General features: G+C 59.5%; 13 protein-coding genes. 5 read left to right on the forward strand and 8 right to left on the reverse strand.

The features are described 5' to 3' along the window. The first annotated feature begins 184 nt into the window (after positions 1-184). On the forward strand, positions 185-577 hold the full coding sequence (locus NB231_RS03480) for a hypothetical protein (RefSeq protein WP_004999784.1): 393 nt from the start codon (positions 185-187) through the stop codon (positions 575-577). Here NB231_RS03480 and NB231_RS03485 read toward each other — a convergent pair. Then, positions 569-1954, reverse strand: coding sequence for an IS4-like element ISNmo2 family transposase (locus NB231_RS03485; protein ID WP_040661712.1), 1386 nt, complete (start codon positions 1952-1954; stop codon positions 569-571). The two genes, NB231_RS03480 and NB231_RS03485, sit on opposite strands and share 9 nt — an antisense overlap. A 244-nt stretch (positions 1955-2198) precedes the next feature. Between NB231_RS03485 and NB231_RS03490 the strand changes: the two genes are divergently transcribed. Together NB231_RS03490 and NB231_RS03495 are read left to right on the forward strand one after the other, a co-directional pair. Beyond that, positions 2199-2822: a transporter gene (locus NB231_RS03490; RefSeq protein ID WP_004999787.1), complete on the forward strand. Its 624-nt coding sequence runs from the start codon at positions 2199-2201 to the stop codon at positions 2820-2822. A 303-nt stretch (positions 2823-3125) separates the two neighbouring features. Beyond that, positions 3126-4457, forward strand: coding sequence for an OprO/OprP family phosphate-selective porin (locus NB231_RS03495; protein WP_198007227.1), 1332 nt, complete (start codon positions 3126-3128; stop codon positions 4455-4457). Here the strand turns inward: NB231_RS03495 and recQ are convergent. After that, positions 4447-6294, reverse strand: a complete 1848-nt coding sequence (recQ, locus tag NB231_RS03500) for a DNA helicase RecQ (RefSeq protein WP_004999791.1) — start codon at positions 6292-6294, stop codon at positions 4447-4449. The genes NB231_RS03495 and recQ overlap by 11 nt on opposite strands. Before the next feature lie 376 nt (positions 6295-6670). On the opposite strand from recQ, the gene NB231_RS19990 reads away from it, so the two are divergent. Next, positions 6671-6802, forward strand: a complete 132-nt coding sequence (locus tag NB231_RS19990; RefSeq protein WP_269593338.1) for a hypothetical protein — start codon at positions 6671-6673, stop codon at positions 6800-6802. 88 nt (positions 6803-6890) lie between these two features. Here NB231_RS19990 and NB231_RS03505 read toward each other — a convergent pair whose 3' ends face one another. Both NB231_RS03505 and NB231_RS03510 read right to left on the reverse strand, forming a co-directional pair. Continuing rightward, a complete protein-coding gene (locus NB231_RS03505; RefSeq protein ID WP_004999795.1) occupies positions 6891-7793 on the reverse strand; it encodes a GGDEF domain-containing protein in 903 nt (300 codons plus the stop codon). A gap of 201 nt (positions 7794-7994) precedes the next feature. Then, positions 7995-8996 carry a site-specific integrase gene (locus tag NB231_RS03510; protein ID WP_232210379.1) on the reverse strand — a complete coding sequence of 334 codons (1002 nt, stop codon included), beginning with the start codon at positions 8994-8996 and terminating at the stop codon, positions 7995-7997. A 188-nt stretch (positions 8997-9184) separates the two neighbouring features. Between NB231_RS03510 and NB231_RS03515 the strand changes: the two genes are divergently transcribed. Beyond that, positions 9185-10228 carry a DNA-binding protein gene (locus tag NB231_RS03515; RefSeq protein ID WP_004999798.1) on the forward strand — a complete coding sequence of 348 codons (1044 nt, stop codon included), beginning with the start codon at positions 9185-9187 and terminating at the stop codon, positions 10226-10228. A gap of 34 nt (positions 10229-10262) precedes the next feature. Here the strand turns inward: NB231_RS03515 and NB231_RS03520 are convergent, their stop codons facing one another. The 4 genes from NB231_RS03520 to NB231_RS18260 all read right to left on the reverse strand — a co-directional run bounded on the left by NB231_RS03520 (position 10263) and on the right by NB231_RS18260 (position 16913). Then, positions 10263-12683, reverse strand: a complete 2421-nt coding sequence (locus NB231_RS03520) for a PepSY domain-containing protein (protein WP_004999799.1) — start codon at positions 12681-12683, stop codon at positions 10263-10265. A gap of 28 nt (positions 12684-12711) precedes the next feature. Beyond that, positions 12712-14910: a TonB-dependent siderophore receptor gene (locus NB231_RS03525; RefSeq protein ID WP_004999800.1), complete on the reverse strand. Its 2199-nt coding sequence runs from the start codon at positions 14908-14910 to the stop codon at positions 12712-12714. A 147-nt stretch (positions 14911-15057) separates the two neighbouring features. Further along, positions 15058-16743: a cyclic peptide export ABC transporter gene (locus NB231_RS03530; protein ID WP_004999802.1), complete on the reverse strand. Its 1686-nt coding sequence runs from the start codon at positions 16741-16743 to the stop codon at positions 15058-15060. Then, positions 16740-16913, reverse strand: a complete 174-nt coding sequence (locus NB231_RS18260) for a hypothetical protein (protein ID WP_156776886.1) — start codon at positions 16911-16913, stop codon at positions 16740-16742. Before NB231_RS18260 ends, NB231_RS03530 begins: the two co-directional genes overlap by 4 nt. Between the last annotated feature and the right edge of the window lie 36 nt (positions 16914-16949).

Raw genomic sequence — 16949 nt, forward strand, 5'->3', positions numbered from 1 at the left:
AGCCGAGCCATTGTTATCCAAATCGATCCAGCCACAGACTGATACGGACATCAAAATGAGCAAGCCAATGCCGGAATAGAAAGCTGCAGCACTTCAAATGAAGCATTAGTAATTGTGTATCGGCTCACCGGGGTGCAAAGCGCGCCAAATACGACACAAAAGCCTTAAAAATTGAGAGTACTTTATGTCCCTGCTGCATCGGCGCACGCTCAAACTGAAGCGAAGCGTGGCCATGATTGCCGTTTTTTCCATGGCTACCCCCGCCCTTGCTCACTCGAAGCTAAGCTCGACGACTCCCGGCTGGCCTCCGAGAAATGAGAAATTACCGGCACTGGCCACGGCAGCCGAACCGCAATCCTCCACACAGCCGCCCCCAGCGGCTCACAATCAAGCGCATCCCACAGCATCGGGCCAGTTCCAGGTTGATGAAGAAGCCGCCGAGCGGGCGCTGGAGCGGACGCTGGTCGTGCAAGGCGCACTGCTCCTTCCTTTTGGACTGGCCGAAATTCAGCCCAGCTTCAGCTATACGCGAAGCGAGCTGGATGAGCTGAATCTAGCCCTAATACTGCTACCTTAACGAATTCGTTGGCCGACGGATGGCTTGGCACGCCGCATGGCGGGGCCTGGTGAGCAAGGGATAGGGCTTAGGGCGTCGTTTGACTGCACGGGGTTGTGGCAGGCGTTTTTGCCGGCCTATTGGGGACAACGCCATCGCCTGCAGCAATGCGGTGGCAAAAGCTTGCAGTGCCTTTCCAGACAGTAGCAACAGCTGGGAGGCGGCGTTGTTGAGCAATTGTAGCGCCGATTTGAAGCTGAGTTGGCGCGGGATTTTCTCGAAGCACTGCGCGGCTCGGTTCAAGTTGGCGCGCACGAGATTGTAGGCCAACAAATGAGCCGCGATCTCTTTTCTGACCCGCTCTGGGCTCTTGCAGCGCAGCCGCTCCATGGCCATATCGGTTTTGATGCTGCGCAGATCCAACTCGATCGTCCAGCGTGAGCGGTAGTGCTCGGCCAGGGCGCGGCGGGGGTAGCGTTTGGGGTTCGATAGGGTGGTGACGTAGACGATGCCGTTGACTGCCAGCTCGCGAATGGTCAGCGTCGGCGGCAGCTTGAGGTAGTCTTGTGCGCTCATCCACACGGGCTTGCGGGGCGGCTTGGCCCATTTAATGAGATGATCCTTGGCGCCGAGTCGCTCGCCGCGGTGCCAATGCGGCTTTCGCTGGGCATGCTTTTGAAAGAGCCCCTGCACCCCGTGGTGGACCAGCAACGCCATGATCGCGTAGGTGCAGTAGTAGCGGTCGGCGAGTAGCAGGTCGCCCGGCTGCAGGGTGTGCAGGAGGGTGCTGAACAAAGAGCTCTCTCCGCTGCCCTTGCCCTGATAAGGGCCGAGGGCATAATCGAGCACAGCACCCGCGCCGAGCGAAATCAGGGCCACGATGCGCACGATGGGAAACCCGAGGCCGGGTTGTTGGTTGCCCTGTTGGGGGAACTCACGCTGATTATCGAGCGTATCGGGCATCAGTGCGGTAGTGCCATCGGCGAGCACCACGCGATGGCCACGCCAACCCCAGGCTGAAGGCGCGCGTTGGTGCAGCGTCTGTCCGCTCTCCCGGACCGCGTTCTCCAAGGGCGCACGGGGCAGGCGTTGGCGGGCTTTGCAATACGGCCCGGTGTTGATGGAATTGGCGCTTTGGCCGCTTTGCAGCCGCTCGGACAGCACCCGCGCCACCGCGTGTTTGCACGAACCGTCCTGACTGAGCACCTGGAAGAGGAAGGCTTTCAATACCACCAAGGGGGTGAATATCCGATCACGCCCGCCGCACGCGCGTTCGGCGAACTGGCTCAACACACGGGTGGATAAAACATCGAAAAACGGCAGTCCGCGCACTTGTAGGAAGGACCTCTTCAAGCGCTGGATTTGCCATGAGCGGGCGCAGCGAATAGAGTTTTTCATGGCTAGGCTCTCGGGATCGGATGGGAGGGTTTTCTCACAATCAATTCTATCCGAAATGCTCCGAGAGCCTAGCCTTTAATAATCACACAACTTCATGATCAATATACAATTGTGGTCGTTAAGGTAGCAGTATTAGAATCTAGCCCTCCAACAAGGAACCCCGGTTCTCGTAGAACAAGACGTACGGCGCAACATTCTTATCGGGGATCTGTTTCTCCGCATTGGTCTGCCTTTCGACAGCCAGGTGGAATTCGGTATTCCTTATCAATACATCGACAGTAAAGTAGTAACCGAAATCAGTGGCATTGGGCCTAATGAGGTCAGCGATTCCAGTTCAAGTTTCGGTGATTTTCGGCTTGGCTTAGCTAAGGCCTTGCTGCGCGAAGGCCTGTGGTGGCCAAACTTGATTGGTAGGGTGACATGGGATACGGACACCGGTAAAACCAATACCGCCAACCCACTCGGCAGCGGCTTCAATGAGCTGTCAGGGTCATTGACGGCTACCAAGCGCCAAGATCCCCTGGTTTTCATCGGCAGCCTGTCTTATACGACACGCTTTGAGAAAAACGGCATCGACCCAGGCGACGAACTCGGCTTTTCGGTGGGGGCGCTCTTGGCCGCTAGCCCAGAGACTTCACTGCGTTTGATTATCAATCAATCATTCGTCGATAAGATAAAGGTGGACGGACGGGCGATCGACGGTACGGATCGAGTGATCGCCAGCTTGGGGTTCGGCGCCTCCTCGATCGTTGGCCACGGCAAATTTCTCGATTTTTCCGCAACGGCGGGCCTCACGGATCAGGCACCTGATTATTCAGTCGGGGTTACCTTAGTTGTCCGTTTCGATGTCCCGAATCTCTCGTTCTAGCTCTGAGGTAGCACCGCTTCGTGGCCACCTGATGCACTGAATTTGATCGCGTGGCAAACTTTCATGTATCACAAGGGGTTACCCGGACCCGTGTAACCCCTGACCACAACTACACACCTTCATGGGCATGGGCCAAAACCCATACCGAGAAACTCGCGGGTGGATTGAAGTGTAACACCCGGGAAGTAACCCCGTAACAATTTTGTCATCTTATCTTCACAGTGTCGCAACAAATCCCTGCCACGCTCTCGCCATCGACAGATTAACAAAACAATAATTTTATTAATTAAATCAGGAGGTTGAATGCTGATCTCTGCAAGATCATTCCTTAGTGGAATGGTACCAATCCTAGGAGGAGTACTTGTCTTCATTGCTGCACATTCCAAAGCGGCTTCTGTAGAAGACACCTTGCTCAAGAAAGGGATCTTAAACAAAGATGAATGGGCTGAGATTAAAACGGAGCAAGGGAAAGCCCGAGGAGAACAAGAAAATGATTCCGAGCCTCAGGAGAGCTTCCCGGTCAAAGTAGAGTATAACCGCCCAGGCTTTAGCATCTCCACCAAAGATGGAAATTGGGAGACGACCATCAAATCGCGTTTCCAATTTAGAGCGTCTTATCCCCGAGATGGAGATCCAATATCACCTGATGATTTCAGAGACGAAGACGAAGCCACGTTCAACATTCGTCGGGCCCGAATAAAAGTCGGTGGGCATGGGTATAGGCCGTGGCTTAAATACTATTTCGAATACGATTGGCCCAGCAATAACCTGCTGGACTGGCGCGCAATGCTCGAGCGCTTCGAGTGGCTGCAGCTTAAAGTCGGCCAATGGAAAATTGACTACAATCGCGAGCGGGTCGACTCCTCGGGCAAGCAACAGTTCGTCGAGCGATCCATTGTCAACCGGGAGTTTACGATCGACCGGCAACAAGGTGTCATGCTGTATGGGCATCTGTTTCCGGGAACATTCGTCGACAGCCGGTATTACGTCGGCGCATTTACCGGAATGGGCCGAGGAGAAACGAGCAATGATGACGATAGCCTGATGTATATGGCTCGACTGCAATGGAACTTCCTAGGCCGAGATTTAGAATTTTCTCAAAGCGACGTTGAATATCACGTAAAACCCACAGGCAGCATTGCGGTCGCGGCCGTGACGAACAAGAGCCGCTGCACGCGTTGGTCCTCTAGTGGCTGTGGAAATCTGGATGGGTTCACGGACCCGGACCTTGCCGAGCCTGGACAATTTCGGGTCAATCAAGCAGTGGAAGAGTTTGCCTTTAAATATCGTGGACTTTCCATACAGCACGAATTCCATTGGAAGAAAATCAAGGACAAGGTCAACGATACGGAAACCAACATGCGAGGCAGTTATTCCCAGGCGGGTTATTTCCCTCATTATTTGATCTCGGCCATCCCGAAGCCCTTAGAGGTGGCTTTTCGCTACGCGTTCGTGGATCCGAACACGGATCAATCCAACGATATTCGCCGGGAGTTCACCGTAGCCCTCAACTGGTTTTTCTCGGGCCATAACAACAAGCTTACTTTTGATGCATCCCGCTTGACCCTCCAGCGCCCCGGCAGCGGTGATTTCGATGACAATCGCGCTCGACTGCAATGGGATGTTACCTTTTAAGGTTGCCTGTACTCTTATATTTTTGTCCAACCGCATTCACCGAATCAGCGCCATGCACGGCGATGACCTGCATAAAAGGCGCACCGTAGGCCGCCAGTTTCTTTTGGCCGACGCCACTGAGCGCCAGAAACTCGGCGTCGCTGGCCGGACGACGAGCGACCATCTCCAACAAGGTGGTGTCGGGGAAAATGACGTATCCGGGAACGCCCTGTTCAGCGGCGAGTTGTTTGCGTAGCGCACGCAGTGCCTCCCATAGCGGTGTAGCCTCAGCGGCGATCTCAGTGTGGCGTTTGATCCGAGCGCTTGGCCGGTGCGCTTTACGATCACGGCGCAAGCGCAAGGCTTGCTCGCCGCGCAACAACGGCCGTGCCCGCTCGTCGAGACGCAGACCACCGTAGCCGACCAAGTCGACGTCGAGATAGCCGTAGGCCACCAACTGCCGGATCAGCGAACCCCATTGTCGGGGGCTAAAATCCGCACCGATGCCGAACGTCGATAACTGCGTATGGCCGAATCGCGCGGCCCGCTCGTCACGCTCGCCGCGCAGATGAGCGATCAAGTATTGAGCGCCGAAGCGCTGACCGGTCCGATAGACTGCGGACAAAAGCTTGCGTGCCGCCTCGGTTGCATCCCAGGTCTCAGGCGGCGCAAGGCAGGTATCACAGTTACCGCAGGCCGTTCGCGGCTGTTCGCCGAAGTAGCGCAACAAATGAAGGCGGCGGCAGCTACAGATTTCGCAGTACGCCAGCATCGCATCCAGCTTGTGACGTTCGATGCGTTTACGCCCCTCGCTCGATTCGGATTGTTCGATCATCCGGCGGCGCTGAACCACGTCGGCGAGGCCGTAGAGCAGCCACGCATTCGCCGGCCGGCCGTCGCGCCCGGCGCGGCCGGTTTCCTGATAATAGCCCTCGATGCTCGCCGGTAAATCCAAGTGTGCGACAAAACGCACGTCGGGCTTGTCGATGCCCATACCGAAGGCGACCGTCGCGACGACCACCAGGGCCTCTTCGCGCGCGAAACGGCGCTGGTGTGCGGCGCGCGCCGCGTGGTCGAGCCCGGCATGATACGGCAGCGCGGCGATGCCTTGCTCGCGCAGCCACGCCGCCGTTTGCTCGACCTTGTTACGCGACAGGCAGTACACGATGCCCGCCTCGTTGGCATGCTCTTCAGCTATGAAACGCAACAGCTGCGCACGGCCACCGCCGCGCTCGGCCACACGATAGCAGATGTTGGGCCGATCGAAACTGTGAATGAACTGCCGCGCCTCGTGCAAACGCAGACGTTCGACGATTTCACACCGCGTCGGCCCATCGGCGGTCGCCGTCAACGCAATGCGCGGCGTATCCGCGAAGCGCTCGGCCAACGCCGCCAGTTGCAGGTATTCCGGCCGGAAGTCGTGGCCCCATTGCGAGACGCAATGCGCTTCGTCGATCGCAAATAACGCGATCTCGCAGCGGTTGAGCAAATCGAGACAGCGCGGCTGCAGCAACCGTTCCGGGGCGATGTACACCAGATCCAGCGCACCGACGAGCATTTGTTGTTCGACAGCGCGCTGCTCAGCCGCGCTGAGGCTGGAGTTCAGGTATGCCGCGGCAACGCCCGCCTGACGCAGCGCCGCAACCTGATCGGCCATCAACGCGATCAACGGCGAGACGACCACACCGCAGCCTGGGCGCAGCAGTGCCGGGATCTGGTAACACAGTGATTTACCCCCGCCGGTCGGCATCAGCACCAACGCGTCGGTGCCACGCGTGAGCGTTTCGATGATGGCTTGCTGGCTGCCGCGAAACGCATCGAAGCCGAATGTTGTTTTCAGGATCGATTCAGGTGTCATGTCATTATTGTGGCCTGAACAGCAATCGGCCGAGGTTAGCATGGCTGGCGGCTTGGGTTGCCAATAGCAGGTAGGAGCGCAGAGTTTTGGCGATTCGAATGCAGCCTCAAGCTATATGGGCAGCATGGGTCTCGTGACCTCGACTCCGCCTGCGAACCTTGCCTTGGGAGTTGACTTCGTAAGCCGCCGATCAGGGGGGCGCTATGATTTCTGCGTCGCATGCATACGGCTTGGAGGGGAATATGACTGACGTCAAATCGAGCATCAAGGGGCGGGAGTTCATGCACTGCAACTGCGCCTACGGCTGTCTCCCTGCCAGTTCAATGCGCTCCCCACCCACAGCGACTGCCAAGCGGTGGTCGGCAGCGCACTGGAAGTGGCCCTGCGGTGTGACCGCCTGATCGTGGGTACGCTCGTCGCCACGCTCACCGTGATCGCGTGGGTGGAATTCGCTCTCCTCGGGGCCACGTTCGGCCAGTGGGCGTTGGAGCGCAGCCTCCTCCTATGACAAGGGCGACGGCCATTGCCGGCGAGCGCCGCCTTGCGCGGGCACCGGCCTGGGGTTCTATAAGTGCCAAGTAGGGCGGGGCACTACACTAGCCGGCCACGATCGTGTTGCGGCCGATCTGTTTGGCCCAGTACAGCCGGTCGTCGGCTAGCTTGATGAGGGCAAAACAGCTGCTGTCGTGTTCGCTGATACCACCCCGCTCGCCCAGCGCGCGGCGGGCTTCACGCAGGTCGGCTACGCCCATCGACAAGGTAACCGGGATGCTCACGCCGTCGAACTCAAAGGGCTCGGAGTCGACGTGCTTCCGCAAGCTCTCCGCTACCACCACTGCGGTACTCTTGCTGCGCTCGGGCAGCAGCGCTACAAACTCCTCACCGCCGTACCGGGCGAAAATATCATCGGGGTGGGTATGACGCTTAATGTGCTGGGCAACTTGCTTGAGGACATGATCACCGGCCAGGTGGCCATAGCTGTCGTTGATCAGCTTAAAATAATCGATGTCGCATAGGATCAGCGCCAGGTCGCGCTCGTAACGTACCGATCGACCCACCACGCGTGCCATTTCCTTGAGAAAATAATATTTATTATAGACTTGGGTTAACCCATCGATCGTCGTCAACCGATAAATTTCCTCATGGTAGCTCGCTTCAATGTTGCTACCAGTCAAGAATTTGAGGATCGTCCGACCGATTTTGACCTGATCGCCGTCGGCGAGCGGGTGTTCGCGCACGGCGCAATCGTTGACGTACGTACCATTGGTCGACTCGAGATCGCGTATCACGAAGCGACCCTCGTGGCCCTCGATGACGGCGTGCTTGCGGGAGATGGCGTCCTCGTCAATCTGGATGTCGGCCTGATTGGAGCGGCCGACGAGCATCGAGGCCTGGAGCAGAGCGTACTTTTTACCCAGATCGATTCCGTTGATCACAACGAGGCAGGCGTTTTGCCACGGGGAGTCGCCCGGCGGCACCTTGCCGACGGTCGTAACCACCGTACAGTCATTACCTGGCTCGCGTTCGAAGCTATCCGATCCAGCTCGATCGTCAGGAGGGCGCGACACGTGTAGTACCCCTGTCACGAAGCGGGCTCTTGTCCCTGGAGCAGGTGGCGAATAGCAAGGGATTCACCACTCCCGATTAAACCAAATAACAGCTCGAAATACTAACGGCATCATCAGTACTTACCTCGTTGGTTACTCCTTTAAGAGCGCCCCGGCCGCGTTTTCCTCGAACGCGCCGGCCTCCTCGATATACCCCTGCACCGTCGCGTCATGCCGCCAGCCGCCTTGCCGTTTGATGTCGCGGAAATCGGCGCCGGCGCGATAGGCGCTGGTCGCCAAGCCCCGTCGCAGGCTGTGACTGCTCAGCTTGGTGACATCGGGCAACCCCGCCTCGGCGGCCCGGACCGCGAGAATGCTGTTGACACTACCCGCCGTCAAAGCCGCCGCGCCGATTCCACCCCAGCGGTTGATACGCCGGAACAACGGACCGCGCTCAATCGCGGCGGCCGTGAGCCAGCGTTGCAGGACCGTAGCCGGACAACAGATCCCCCCGCCGTAAGGGATTGCTTTCGAAAACCCTTCGCCGCTCGGATCGGTCTTGGAACGCGGCAGTGTGATCCGCAGACCTTCGCGCTCCCAAGATAAGTTCGAAACGGTGAGCCCCACCAACTCCCGGCGGCGGAACGCACCGAAATAACCCGTCTGCAACAAAGCGCTATCGCGTAGCGCCGCCAGCGTCCCCGTCTCGGCAAGCCGCATCACGATGCGTTGTACATCCTCCAGGGACAGCGCCTTGGCTTGTTGGCGTGGCCGCCCGTGCACACGCGCAATACCACGCAGGGTCTTACGCACGGTCGGGGCCGCCGCCGGGTCGGCAAAGCCCTGGAAACGGTGCCACTGCGACAGCGCCGTCAGACGCAGACCGAGCGTGCGCGGATTTAACTGCTCGGCAAAAGTGAGCAGGTAGCGCACCACCATCGCCGCATCGCAGGGTAATACTCCGCCCCAGGCCAGGAAATGACGAATCGCCGAGCGGTAGGCGCGCCGAGTGTTATCGGCGGTAGCGGCAGCGAGAAACCGCTGGTGCTGCTGCGCGAGTTGCGCGGGGGTTGCGAGTGTACCACCGGTACGGCTGGGTGGCGCACCGAATCCAGCCAACCCGGTAGCGCCCTCCATTTTCTTACTCTTTGCCATCGGCAATCGCTCTTTGAGGCGCGTCCATACCGAAGGTTACAACTTTTCTCATGAGCGCGGGAGGTTAACAGACGATAATGTTATTTATCGAAAGTTAATTTCAGAAGTAAATCGTGATTATCAATTCATAATAATTACATTATATTACGTATTACGTAATATGTAATTATATTGTTGGAGAATCCACGATGGCGCGTTCCGGCATCACGTATTTTCACGTCGCCCAGGCCGCCGCCGGCCTAGTCGATGCAGGCAAGAACCCGACTGTCGACAGCATTCGGGCCGCACTCGGCGAGACCGGCAGCAAAAGCACCATCGCTCCACTGCTCAAGCGCTGGAAGGCGGAATACGCCGAGAGGGTGACGGAAGCGGATACAGGGCTGCCAACTGAACTCGTGCAGGCCGTAAAAGGGGTATACGAGAAAGTACAAGCGGAAGCGGCACGGCTACGGGAGCAGCAACAACACGCGCATGAGGCGGAATTACAGGCCCTTCAGGAGCAACTGCATTCGTTACAAGCCGAGCACGCGGCACTAGAGGAGAAGCACCAGGCGCAGCAGCAATCTCTACAGGCGGCAGCGGTCCAGATTCAACAATCGGAGGAGGCACGACATGAGCAGGCGGTCACCGTGGCTGGCTTGCACAGTGAGAATGCCGGCCTAGAGCAGCGACTGAGCGATCGCACCGCCGCGACTGCGGCACTTACCGAGCAGCTGACCCAGGCGCGAGCCCAGTTTGAGCATTATCAAGAAGCTGTAGCCCGACAACGGGCCGAAGAGCGAGCGACTGCGGAACGGCGCCAAAGCCGCTTGGAACAGGAGTTGGCCGAAGCCCGACAGCAGGTACTGGCACAACAAGCTCTCTTGAGCGAAACACAGGCACAAGCCCAACAGCAGGCGAAAGAAAATACGCGCCTGCAAAAGCGCTTACAAGCAACGGAGGAGGCCCTCGCGCACGCGCGCGCTACGCACGATCAAGCCGCCTACCAACTGACACAGCTTACCCAGCGTCATCAAACGCTCGAGCAACGTCATCTGACCGCCACCGAAGCACTGGTGGAATACCGCGCTGACCTAGCGGCAGCGGACAAGGAACGCGCCTTGCTGCGCGAGCGGCTGGCACAGACCGAAGAGCAGCTGGCGGCGCTGGCTCAGAAAAGAATCGACTTACTGCAGGAGAAAGCGGTGCTCTGCGACCAATTGCGGCAACACCGGGACGCTAGCAGCAACTAAACCCGGATCAGCGTAACCCTGCTGAAGCGCGACTTCAGTAGATATCGAGGTGACAGCGGCCAGCTGCAAACAACTGCTCAACCTCATCGGTGCCAATCACCTCATCCAGCACCGCTCTTACGCCGGGCCATAAGGTATTGGCCCCGCCACAAATATAGAAGTGAGCCCCCTTTGCCCACCACGCTCGCAGTTGTTCGCGCTTTGTCCGTAACCGATGCTGAACGTAAGGTTGCTGCGGATCGGCCGTGGAAACCACCCAATCGAGGCAGCTGATGCTTCCCCGCTCCCCCCATGCCGTTAAACGGAGGGCGGTTTCGGCATCCGGCGGCTGGCGCTCGCCGTGCAGCCACCAGACCATACCTTCATAGCCGCTCTCGAGGAAGGAGAGAAACGGGGCAAGCCCGGTCCCGTTGCTGATTAGCACCAGGGGGCTGACATGGCGTGGCAAACGGAAACCGGGGTGCGGGAGATGACGCACCTGCAGCCAGTCGCCCACACGCAGCGCACCGAGGTAGTTGGAGCACAACCCCCACGGAACGCGCCGCACCCACAGGCAAATTTCTTGCCCCGGCGCATTGGCTACCGAATAGCGTCGTGGGGTCATACGAGGCAGCCGCTCGATCCAAGCTTGCGGCGCGCTACCGCTCGGCGGAGCACGCCACTCCCGATGCTCGGTAAGTGCACGCAGCAACGTCGTGCCCCCCTCCGGCAGGGCCAACACCGCCTCCGGGTCCCACTCCGCCTGCCGCAGACTGATCGCCATGGCGGCTGGATCAACCTTGGGTTGGACTTCCACCAGATCGCCCGGCTGTACGCCCTTAGGCTGCCAGTTCAGCCGCACTCGCCACAACGCCCGCTCGGGATCTTGGGGATTGACCAGCACAGACGCTTGCACCGTCACGTGTGTCCATGGCGGTACGATCGCCGCCGGCGGCTGCAGCTGGAGGTAGTCCGCCAGCTCTCGCCACCAGGCGGCCAACACCTGGGGATCGCCACGATCGACTTCGCCGACGGCAACGGTACGCGCACCACTGGCTTCAAAACGGGCACGCAGGAAACGACCGAAGGCACAAAAGTGTTGGTGAGTGCTGTCCCCGAAACTCAGTATGGCAGTTTCGATGCCACTCAGAGGCAGCGGCCGATGCGCCAGCTCCGCCGCAAAGCGGCGCGCCGACTCCGGCGGTCCGCCATCGCCATAGGTCGCGTTGACCACGATCAGGCGGCGAAACTGCGCCAAAGTGGCCGGCCGGATATTCTGCATGGTAGTCAACCGGATGCGATGGCCTTGCTCTTGCAGCCACGCCGCCGTGAGCTCGGCTTGCCGCGCCGCCGTCCCCGACTGGCTGGCATAGAGCACCAGCGTGTCTGCGTCGGGGTCCGCCCCTGGCCCGCCACGGCGCGGGCGCCAGGCTTGCAGGTATAGATAAACGCCGGTGGCGGCAAAGCCAATCAGCCCGACGGAGGCAAGCATCATGATGATGCGCCCGAACAGCCCGAAGAAAGAACCCACGTGTAAGGCGTACGCGATATACATGTAACGCTCGCGCAGGCTCAGCTCGCTGTAAATGGCCGAGTCTAGAACCCGCCCGGTACTCGGCTCGAGCAGCAACTCACTGTGGGCGGAAGAGAAAGGCACGCGGGGCTCCAGATACGTTACTCGCACCGCCTCCCCCGCCTGCGGCTCCACCCAACGGTAGCCCTGCCCTTGCGGCAGATGTGCAGCGAACCCGGCGGCGACTCGATCAGCGCGTAATGGCCCGGCGCTGACCGGCACGCTCACCGGTGCACGCTCCTCCCCCGGCAGCCAATTGCGGATGCCCTCGCGGTACCAATCGTAGGACCCGGTAAGGCCTGTCAGGGCCGCCAATAACACGGGCAGCGCCAACCAAGTGCCAAGCAAGGCATGCCACTGCCACACACGAGCGCGGCCGCGAAACCCCCAGCGCCAAAAAAACCAGCCCTTGAGATCGACGAGTCGGCGCGGTGCCCGCCGAATCAGGCCGGTCAGCACCAACACTACTAAGGCCAAGGTGCACAAACCCGTCACAAACTTGCCTTCAGCGGCCAAAGCCAGGTTAGTGTGGATCTCCTGGATCACCAGCATGGCCCAACCAACGCCGGAGTCCGGCCAGCTCACCCCGGTGTAAGGATCGAAGAAGCGGACGCGGGTGTCGATTCCGCTACCGAACCAGGCCCGCCCGGCCTCATCCGGTTTCGTCGGCACCCGAAAATCGACCAAAGGCCGCGCCGGCGGCACCGCCCGTTGCAGCCGCGCCCGCAGCACATCCGCCGGCAACGGTACGGCACCGGCCGGCGGCTGCACGCGGCTGTCGTTGAGGGCGTGGACGATCTCCTGCTCGAAGCTCAGCAACGCACCGGTCAAGCCCATAATCAGCAGCACCAGCCCGGCGCTCAAGCCCAGCCAGCGATGGCACCAAACGAGCAAGGTCCGCATCGATTGTCCCGTTATAGCGAAGTGTTGCCTACAACTGCCCACGCAGCGTCAGCATAAAGGCGCGCGGCTGGCCGAAAAGGTTACCACTGTTCACCGTGTTGATTCGTTGGTAGTACTTCTTGTCGAAAATGTTGGTGACATTCAGGCTGACCGAGAGACGCTGGTTCACCCGGTAACCGAGGCGGGCATCGACCGTCGCATAGCCCGATTGGGTGAGCCTCTCCCCGTCTTCGAACTCGTTGAAGATCTTGCTGGTGGCGCGCAAGCCGGCCCCGAGACTCCACTGGTTCCAATCTCCCGGCAGCCGGTAGTTGGTCCACAACTTAAAGAGATGGCGCGGTGCAATGACGGAGAAAGCCGATCCCCCATCGGGGCCCCCGCCCCCCAGAGTCGGATTGTCCGTGTCAGTGTAAGTGTAGCCGGCGAAGGCATCCCAGCCCGGTTGCACTTGCCCGGAGATTTCGGCTTCGAAGCCCTGGTTGCGCACCTTGCCGCGAGCTACGAAAACCTGTGGATCCGGGTTGTTCGCAGGCCGCTGGGCGCGGTTGGTCTCGGTGATGCGGAAGGCGGCCAGCGAGGCGTTGAGCGCGCCGCCGAACAGCGCCGCCTTGATGCCCGCCTCGAGCTGCTCGCCTTGCAAGGGATCGAGCAGATCTCCGTCGGCATCACGGAAGTTCTGCGGCTGGAAGGTCTCTGCGTAGCTCGCATACAGCGAATAAGTATTGTTCAGATCATAGATCAACCCGACCAGAGGCGTTAATACGGCATTGAATTTATCGCGCTGTTTTTGCTGGCCGGTCTCATCGAGCGAGGTCTCCCACCAGCTCACGCGTCCGCCCAGCACCAGGGTCAATGGCTCGGCCAGGTGGATCCGGGCGTTGCCGTACACGCCAAGCTGCTCGATGAGGGTCGTGACATCGCTGCGGCTGAATTGAGCCTTAGGGAAGTCCGTGCTCGGGTTGAAGACGTTCACCGGGTTAGGGTACGGGAAGAACTCCGAGGCCGCCGTGAAATTAGAATTATGAAAATTGATGCGTTCGTAGTTGGTGCCGATCAACAGCTGGTGTTCTTGGCCTAGCAAGGTGATTGGACCGGTAACGTACGCGGTGGCCCCGGTCTGCTTCTCCCGGTAATCGAATTTGAGCGCCCACATGTCGGTCAGATTCGTGCCGCGATCGACCGCCCCCCAGGCGAAGGCCTGGTCACTATGCAGCTTGCTGTCGCCGTAACGGAACGCGACCTTCGCCAACCATTGGTTGCCGAGCGCCTGCTCCAGCTCGGCAAACGCGCTGGTCCGGGCAAAGCGGTCACGGTTGAAATCGGCGCCGAGATAGGTCGAGCGTGACACATCCAGCAGCTCGAAGTCGGAATAAGCCGGCAGGGTCCAGGGCTGCTTCGCGTAGAGCCACTGGTAGCCCGCACCGGCGGTCACCAGCGTGCTCGGCGTCAAATCGTATTCCAGCACGCCGTAGAGAGTCGCGTTTTTCTGCCACGCCTGATCGATGAAGGAGTTGCGATCCTGATAGGTACCGACCGCGCGGCCCCGCAGCGTGCCTGAGCCGTTGAGCGGCCCGGTGGCGTCGAGCGTGCCGCGGTAGTTGTCCCACGATCCCGCGCTCAGCTTGCCCGTGACGGCCGCCTGGCCCCGCGGGCGCTTACGCACCAGGTTGACGGCACCGCCGGCGCCCCCGGAGCCGGTCAGCAACCCGGCCGGTCCTTTCAGCACCTGCACGCTTTCGTACATCGACAGATCGGGGGAGAGGAAAAGCCGGTCATCCATGGTCGTGGTCAGCCCGTCGATCTGTAGTTTCTGGATCTCGAAGCCGCGGCTGTAGAAGTTGACACGGTTCGCATCGATGCGCTCGACCCGCACGCCGGTCGACTGCTTCATCGCATCTTCCATGTTAAAGAGGTTCTGCTGCTCGATTCGCTCCTTCGGGACAACGCTGACCGACTGCGGTACCTCGCGCGGCGTAACCGGCATCTGAAAACCCGTCAGCGGTTGGCTGATTTGTTCGCCCTCGACCGAAATGGCCGGCAGCATAACTGCGGCGGCGTCCCCCGGCGAGGCCGCTAAGCTCTGCGGTTTGCCCTCCTCGGCCTGCGCCCGAACTGGGCTCGCCAGTGCAAGCCCGGCCGTGATCGCGGGAACGAGGAGGTAGCGCTGCGACAGTGCTCGACGCGCAGCACCGTGTCGTCGATTATTTTTTTGAGATACTCCCGACATTTGATCAAAACTCCAGCCATGGATAGAATAATGCAATGCTAAATAATAATTATACTTATTATTGTTTCTAAAAAACAACAAACCGGTTGCCGATCTCCGGACGAACCAGCCCTTTCATCCAAACGCCGTTACGCTTACGCTTATGCCTTATTGCAGCACGGACTCACCCCTTCCCGCTGCGGCCTCGAGTTGCGCACCAGCTTCCTGTACCGACACCGTGGGTTTGTATTCTCGCAACACGCCGCTCTCGCACTTGAGCACACGGTCTGCGATGCCGAAATAGCGGTCGTCGTGGCTGATCGCGATGATCGTCTTGCCACACCGCTTCAGTTCAGGCAGCAACTCGAAATAGAAAAAGGACCGGAAGACCGGGTCCTGGTCCGCCGCCCATTCGTCGAGCAACAGGATCGGCCGCTGCTCAACATAGGCCGTCAACAGCGCCAGGCGCTTGCGTTGCCCTTGCGACAAGCGGGTCGTCGACAGGCAATCGCCGTCGATTGCGACCTTGCGCTCCATCCGCAGCCGCTCCAGAAAGGCCTGCGCCAGCGCGGGGTCGAACTCCCCACGCGGTCCAACCAACCGCTCGAACAGATGGAAACTGGAGAACACGGTGGAGAAGTGGCTGCGATACCACGCGAGCCTATTATCCGTCACAGCCACACCGTTCAGCCGCAACAAACCGCTCGACGGGTGATAAAGTCCGGTCAGGATCTTCGCCAGCGTCGATTTGCCGCTGCCGTTGCCACCCACGATGAACAGCATTTCCCCCGTTCGTAGGCGCAAATTGACTGGACCGAGGCGGAAGCCGTATTCGCCGCCTTCATGCGGATACTCGTAGACGACGTTCTCCAGCGCCAGCAACTCATCTCCCGTTGCTGTTTCGATTTTTTCCGACCGCACGTTGAAACCCGGCTGGTAGGGTTCGAGGCTGAGCGAATCGATCTTGCTGAGTGCCACGCTTCCCGTCAGTAACGCCGGCAGCCCCCCCACCAAGTCGTTGAGCGGTGTGCGCAGGAACATCAGCACCAGCACGTAGGCGATCACGTTAGCGCTCGGGATGCCGAAGGCCGCCCCGGCGATGAAGATTCCAAACGTTAGGCCGAGTATGATCGTAATCGTCAGATTCAAGCTCAACGTCCAATAACGGTCGGCGCTCACCTCCGTAGCACGAGCCATCTCAACGGCTGGCTCGAAATCTCTCTCGTAGAAGCGGCGCTTACGCCACGCGTTCAGCGCCAGCTCGTAGCGCCCGTCAATCGCGCCTTCGTAACCCGCATAAATCCGATCGTCCGTATCACGCACGATTTTCATAAGCGCACGCATTCGCATCATTAGCACCTGCGCCAACCCCGCCCCCAGGCCGATGACCACGGCGCTGAGCAGGAACAGCTGCCACGACAGCCAGGCGAGATAAATGAAGCTGCCGGCCACTAAAATGCCGTTGTAAAGCACGAAGGGCAAACGATTGAACGCCTCCCCGATGCTCATAATGTCCTTGGTCAAACTCGCGTACAGGGCCGGTGCACCAATCTGTTCCTGCTGCTCGACGCCGGTATCGAGCACGCGTTTGACCATCACCATCCGCAACTCGTATACGATGCGATGACCAAACGCAGTCAGCAGTGCTTGAGAACCGAAGCCACAGACGAATAACGCCACCAATAGCGCGGCTGCCATGCCGATACGGGTGTTGACGAAAGCCTCGGGTGCGGTGATGAGGTTGTTGATCTCGTTGATCAATGCGATGCTGGCCGCGGCGCTTAGCGCACTGGCAATTAGGGTTAGTAACAGCAAGCCGCGGAACCGATAAACGAGGGACTTAAATACGTTCATCCAGGCAATCCCTCACCGTGCGCGGGTGCCGGCCCATTCTTCTGCCGCAACCGGATCGCGCCGGATGCGGGCGCCTCATCAGTCCGCAACAGCGCAAGCAGTGCCTCGCCGTGATCGGTCATTCGTAAATCCATCCAGCGCCAGTAAACGTGTACTGTGGCAGGGCTCATGATTCCTTCCTTACGATCGTAAAACCGATGGTCACA

The sequence above is a fragment of the Nitrococcus mobilis Nb-231 genome, assembly GCF_000153205.1.
GTDB lineage: Bacteria > Pseudomonadota > Gammaproteobacteria > Nitrococcales > Nitrococcaceae > Nitrococcus > Nitrococcus mobilis.

Coding starts and splice junctions, on each gene's coding strand:
- NB231_RS03480 (WP_004999784.1), top strand. CDS start 185: ATGTCCCTGCTGCATCGGCGCACGCTCAAACTGAAGCGAAGCGTGGCC.
- NB231_RS03485 (WP_040661712.1), bottom strand. CDS start 1,954: ATGAAAAACTCTATTCGCTGCGCCCGCTCATGGCAAATCCAGCGCTTG.
- NB231_RS03495 (WP_198007227.1), top strand. CDS start 3,126: ATGCTGATCTCTGCAAGATCATTCCTTAGTGGAATGGTACCAATCCTA.
- recQ (WP_004999791.1), bottom strand. CDS start 6,294: ATGACACCTGAATCGATCCTGAAAACAACATTCGGCTTCGATGCGTTT.
- NB231_RS03510 (WP_232210379.1), bottom strand. CDS start 8,996: ATGGCAAAGAGTAAGAAAATGGAGGGCGCTACCGGGTTGGCTGGATTC.
- NB231_RS03515 (WP_004999798.1), top strand. CDS start 9,185: ATGGCGCGTTCCGGCATCACGTATTTTCACGTCGCCCAGGCCGCCGCC.
- NB231_RS03520 (WP_004999799.1), bottom strand. CDS start 12,683: ATGCGGACCTTGCTCGTTTGGTGCCATCGCTGGCTGGGCTTGAGCGCC.
- NB231_RS03525 (WP_004999800.1), bottom strand. CDS start 14,910: ATGTCGGGAGTATCTCAAAAAAATAATCGACGACACGGTGCTGCGCGT.
- NB231_RS03530 (WP_004999802.1), bottom strand. CDS start 16,743: ATGAACGTATTTAAGTCCCTCGTTTATCGGTTCCGCGGCTTGCTGTTA.
- NB231_RS18260 (WP_156776886.1), bottom strand. CDS start 16,913: ATGAGCCCTGCCACAGTACACGTTTACTGGCGCTGGATGGATTTACGA.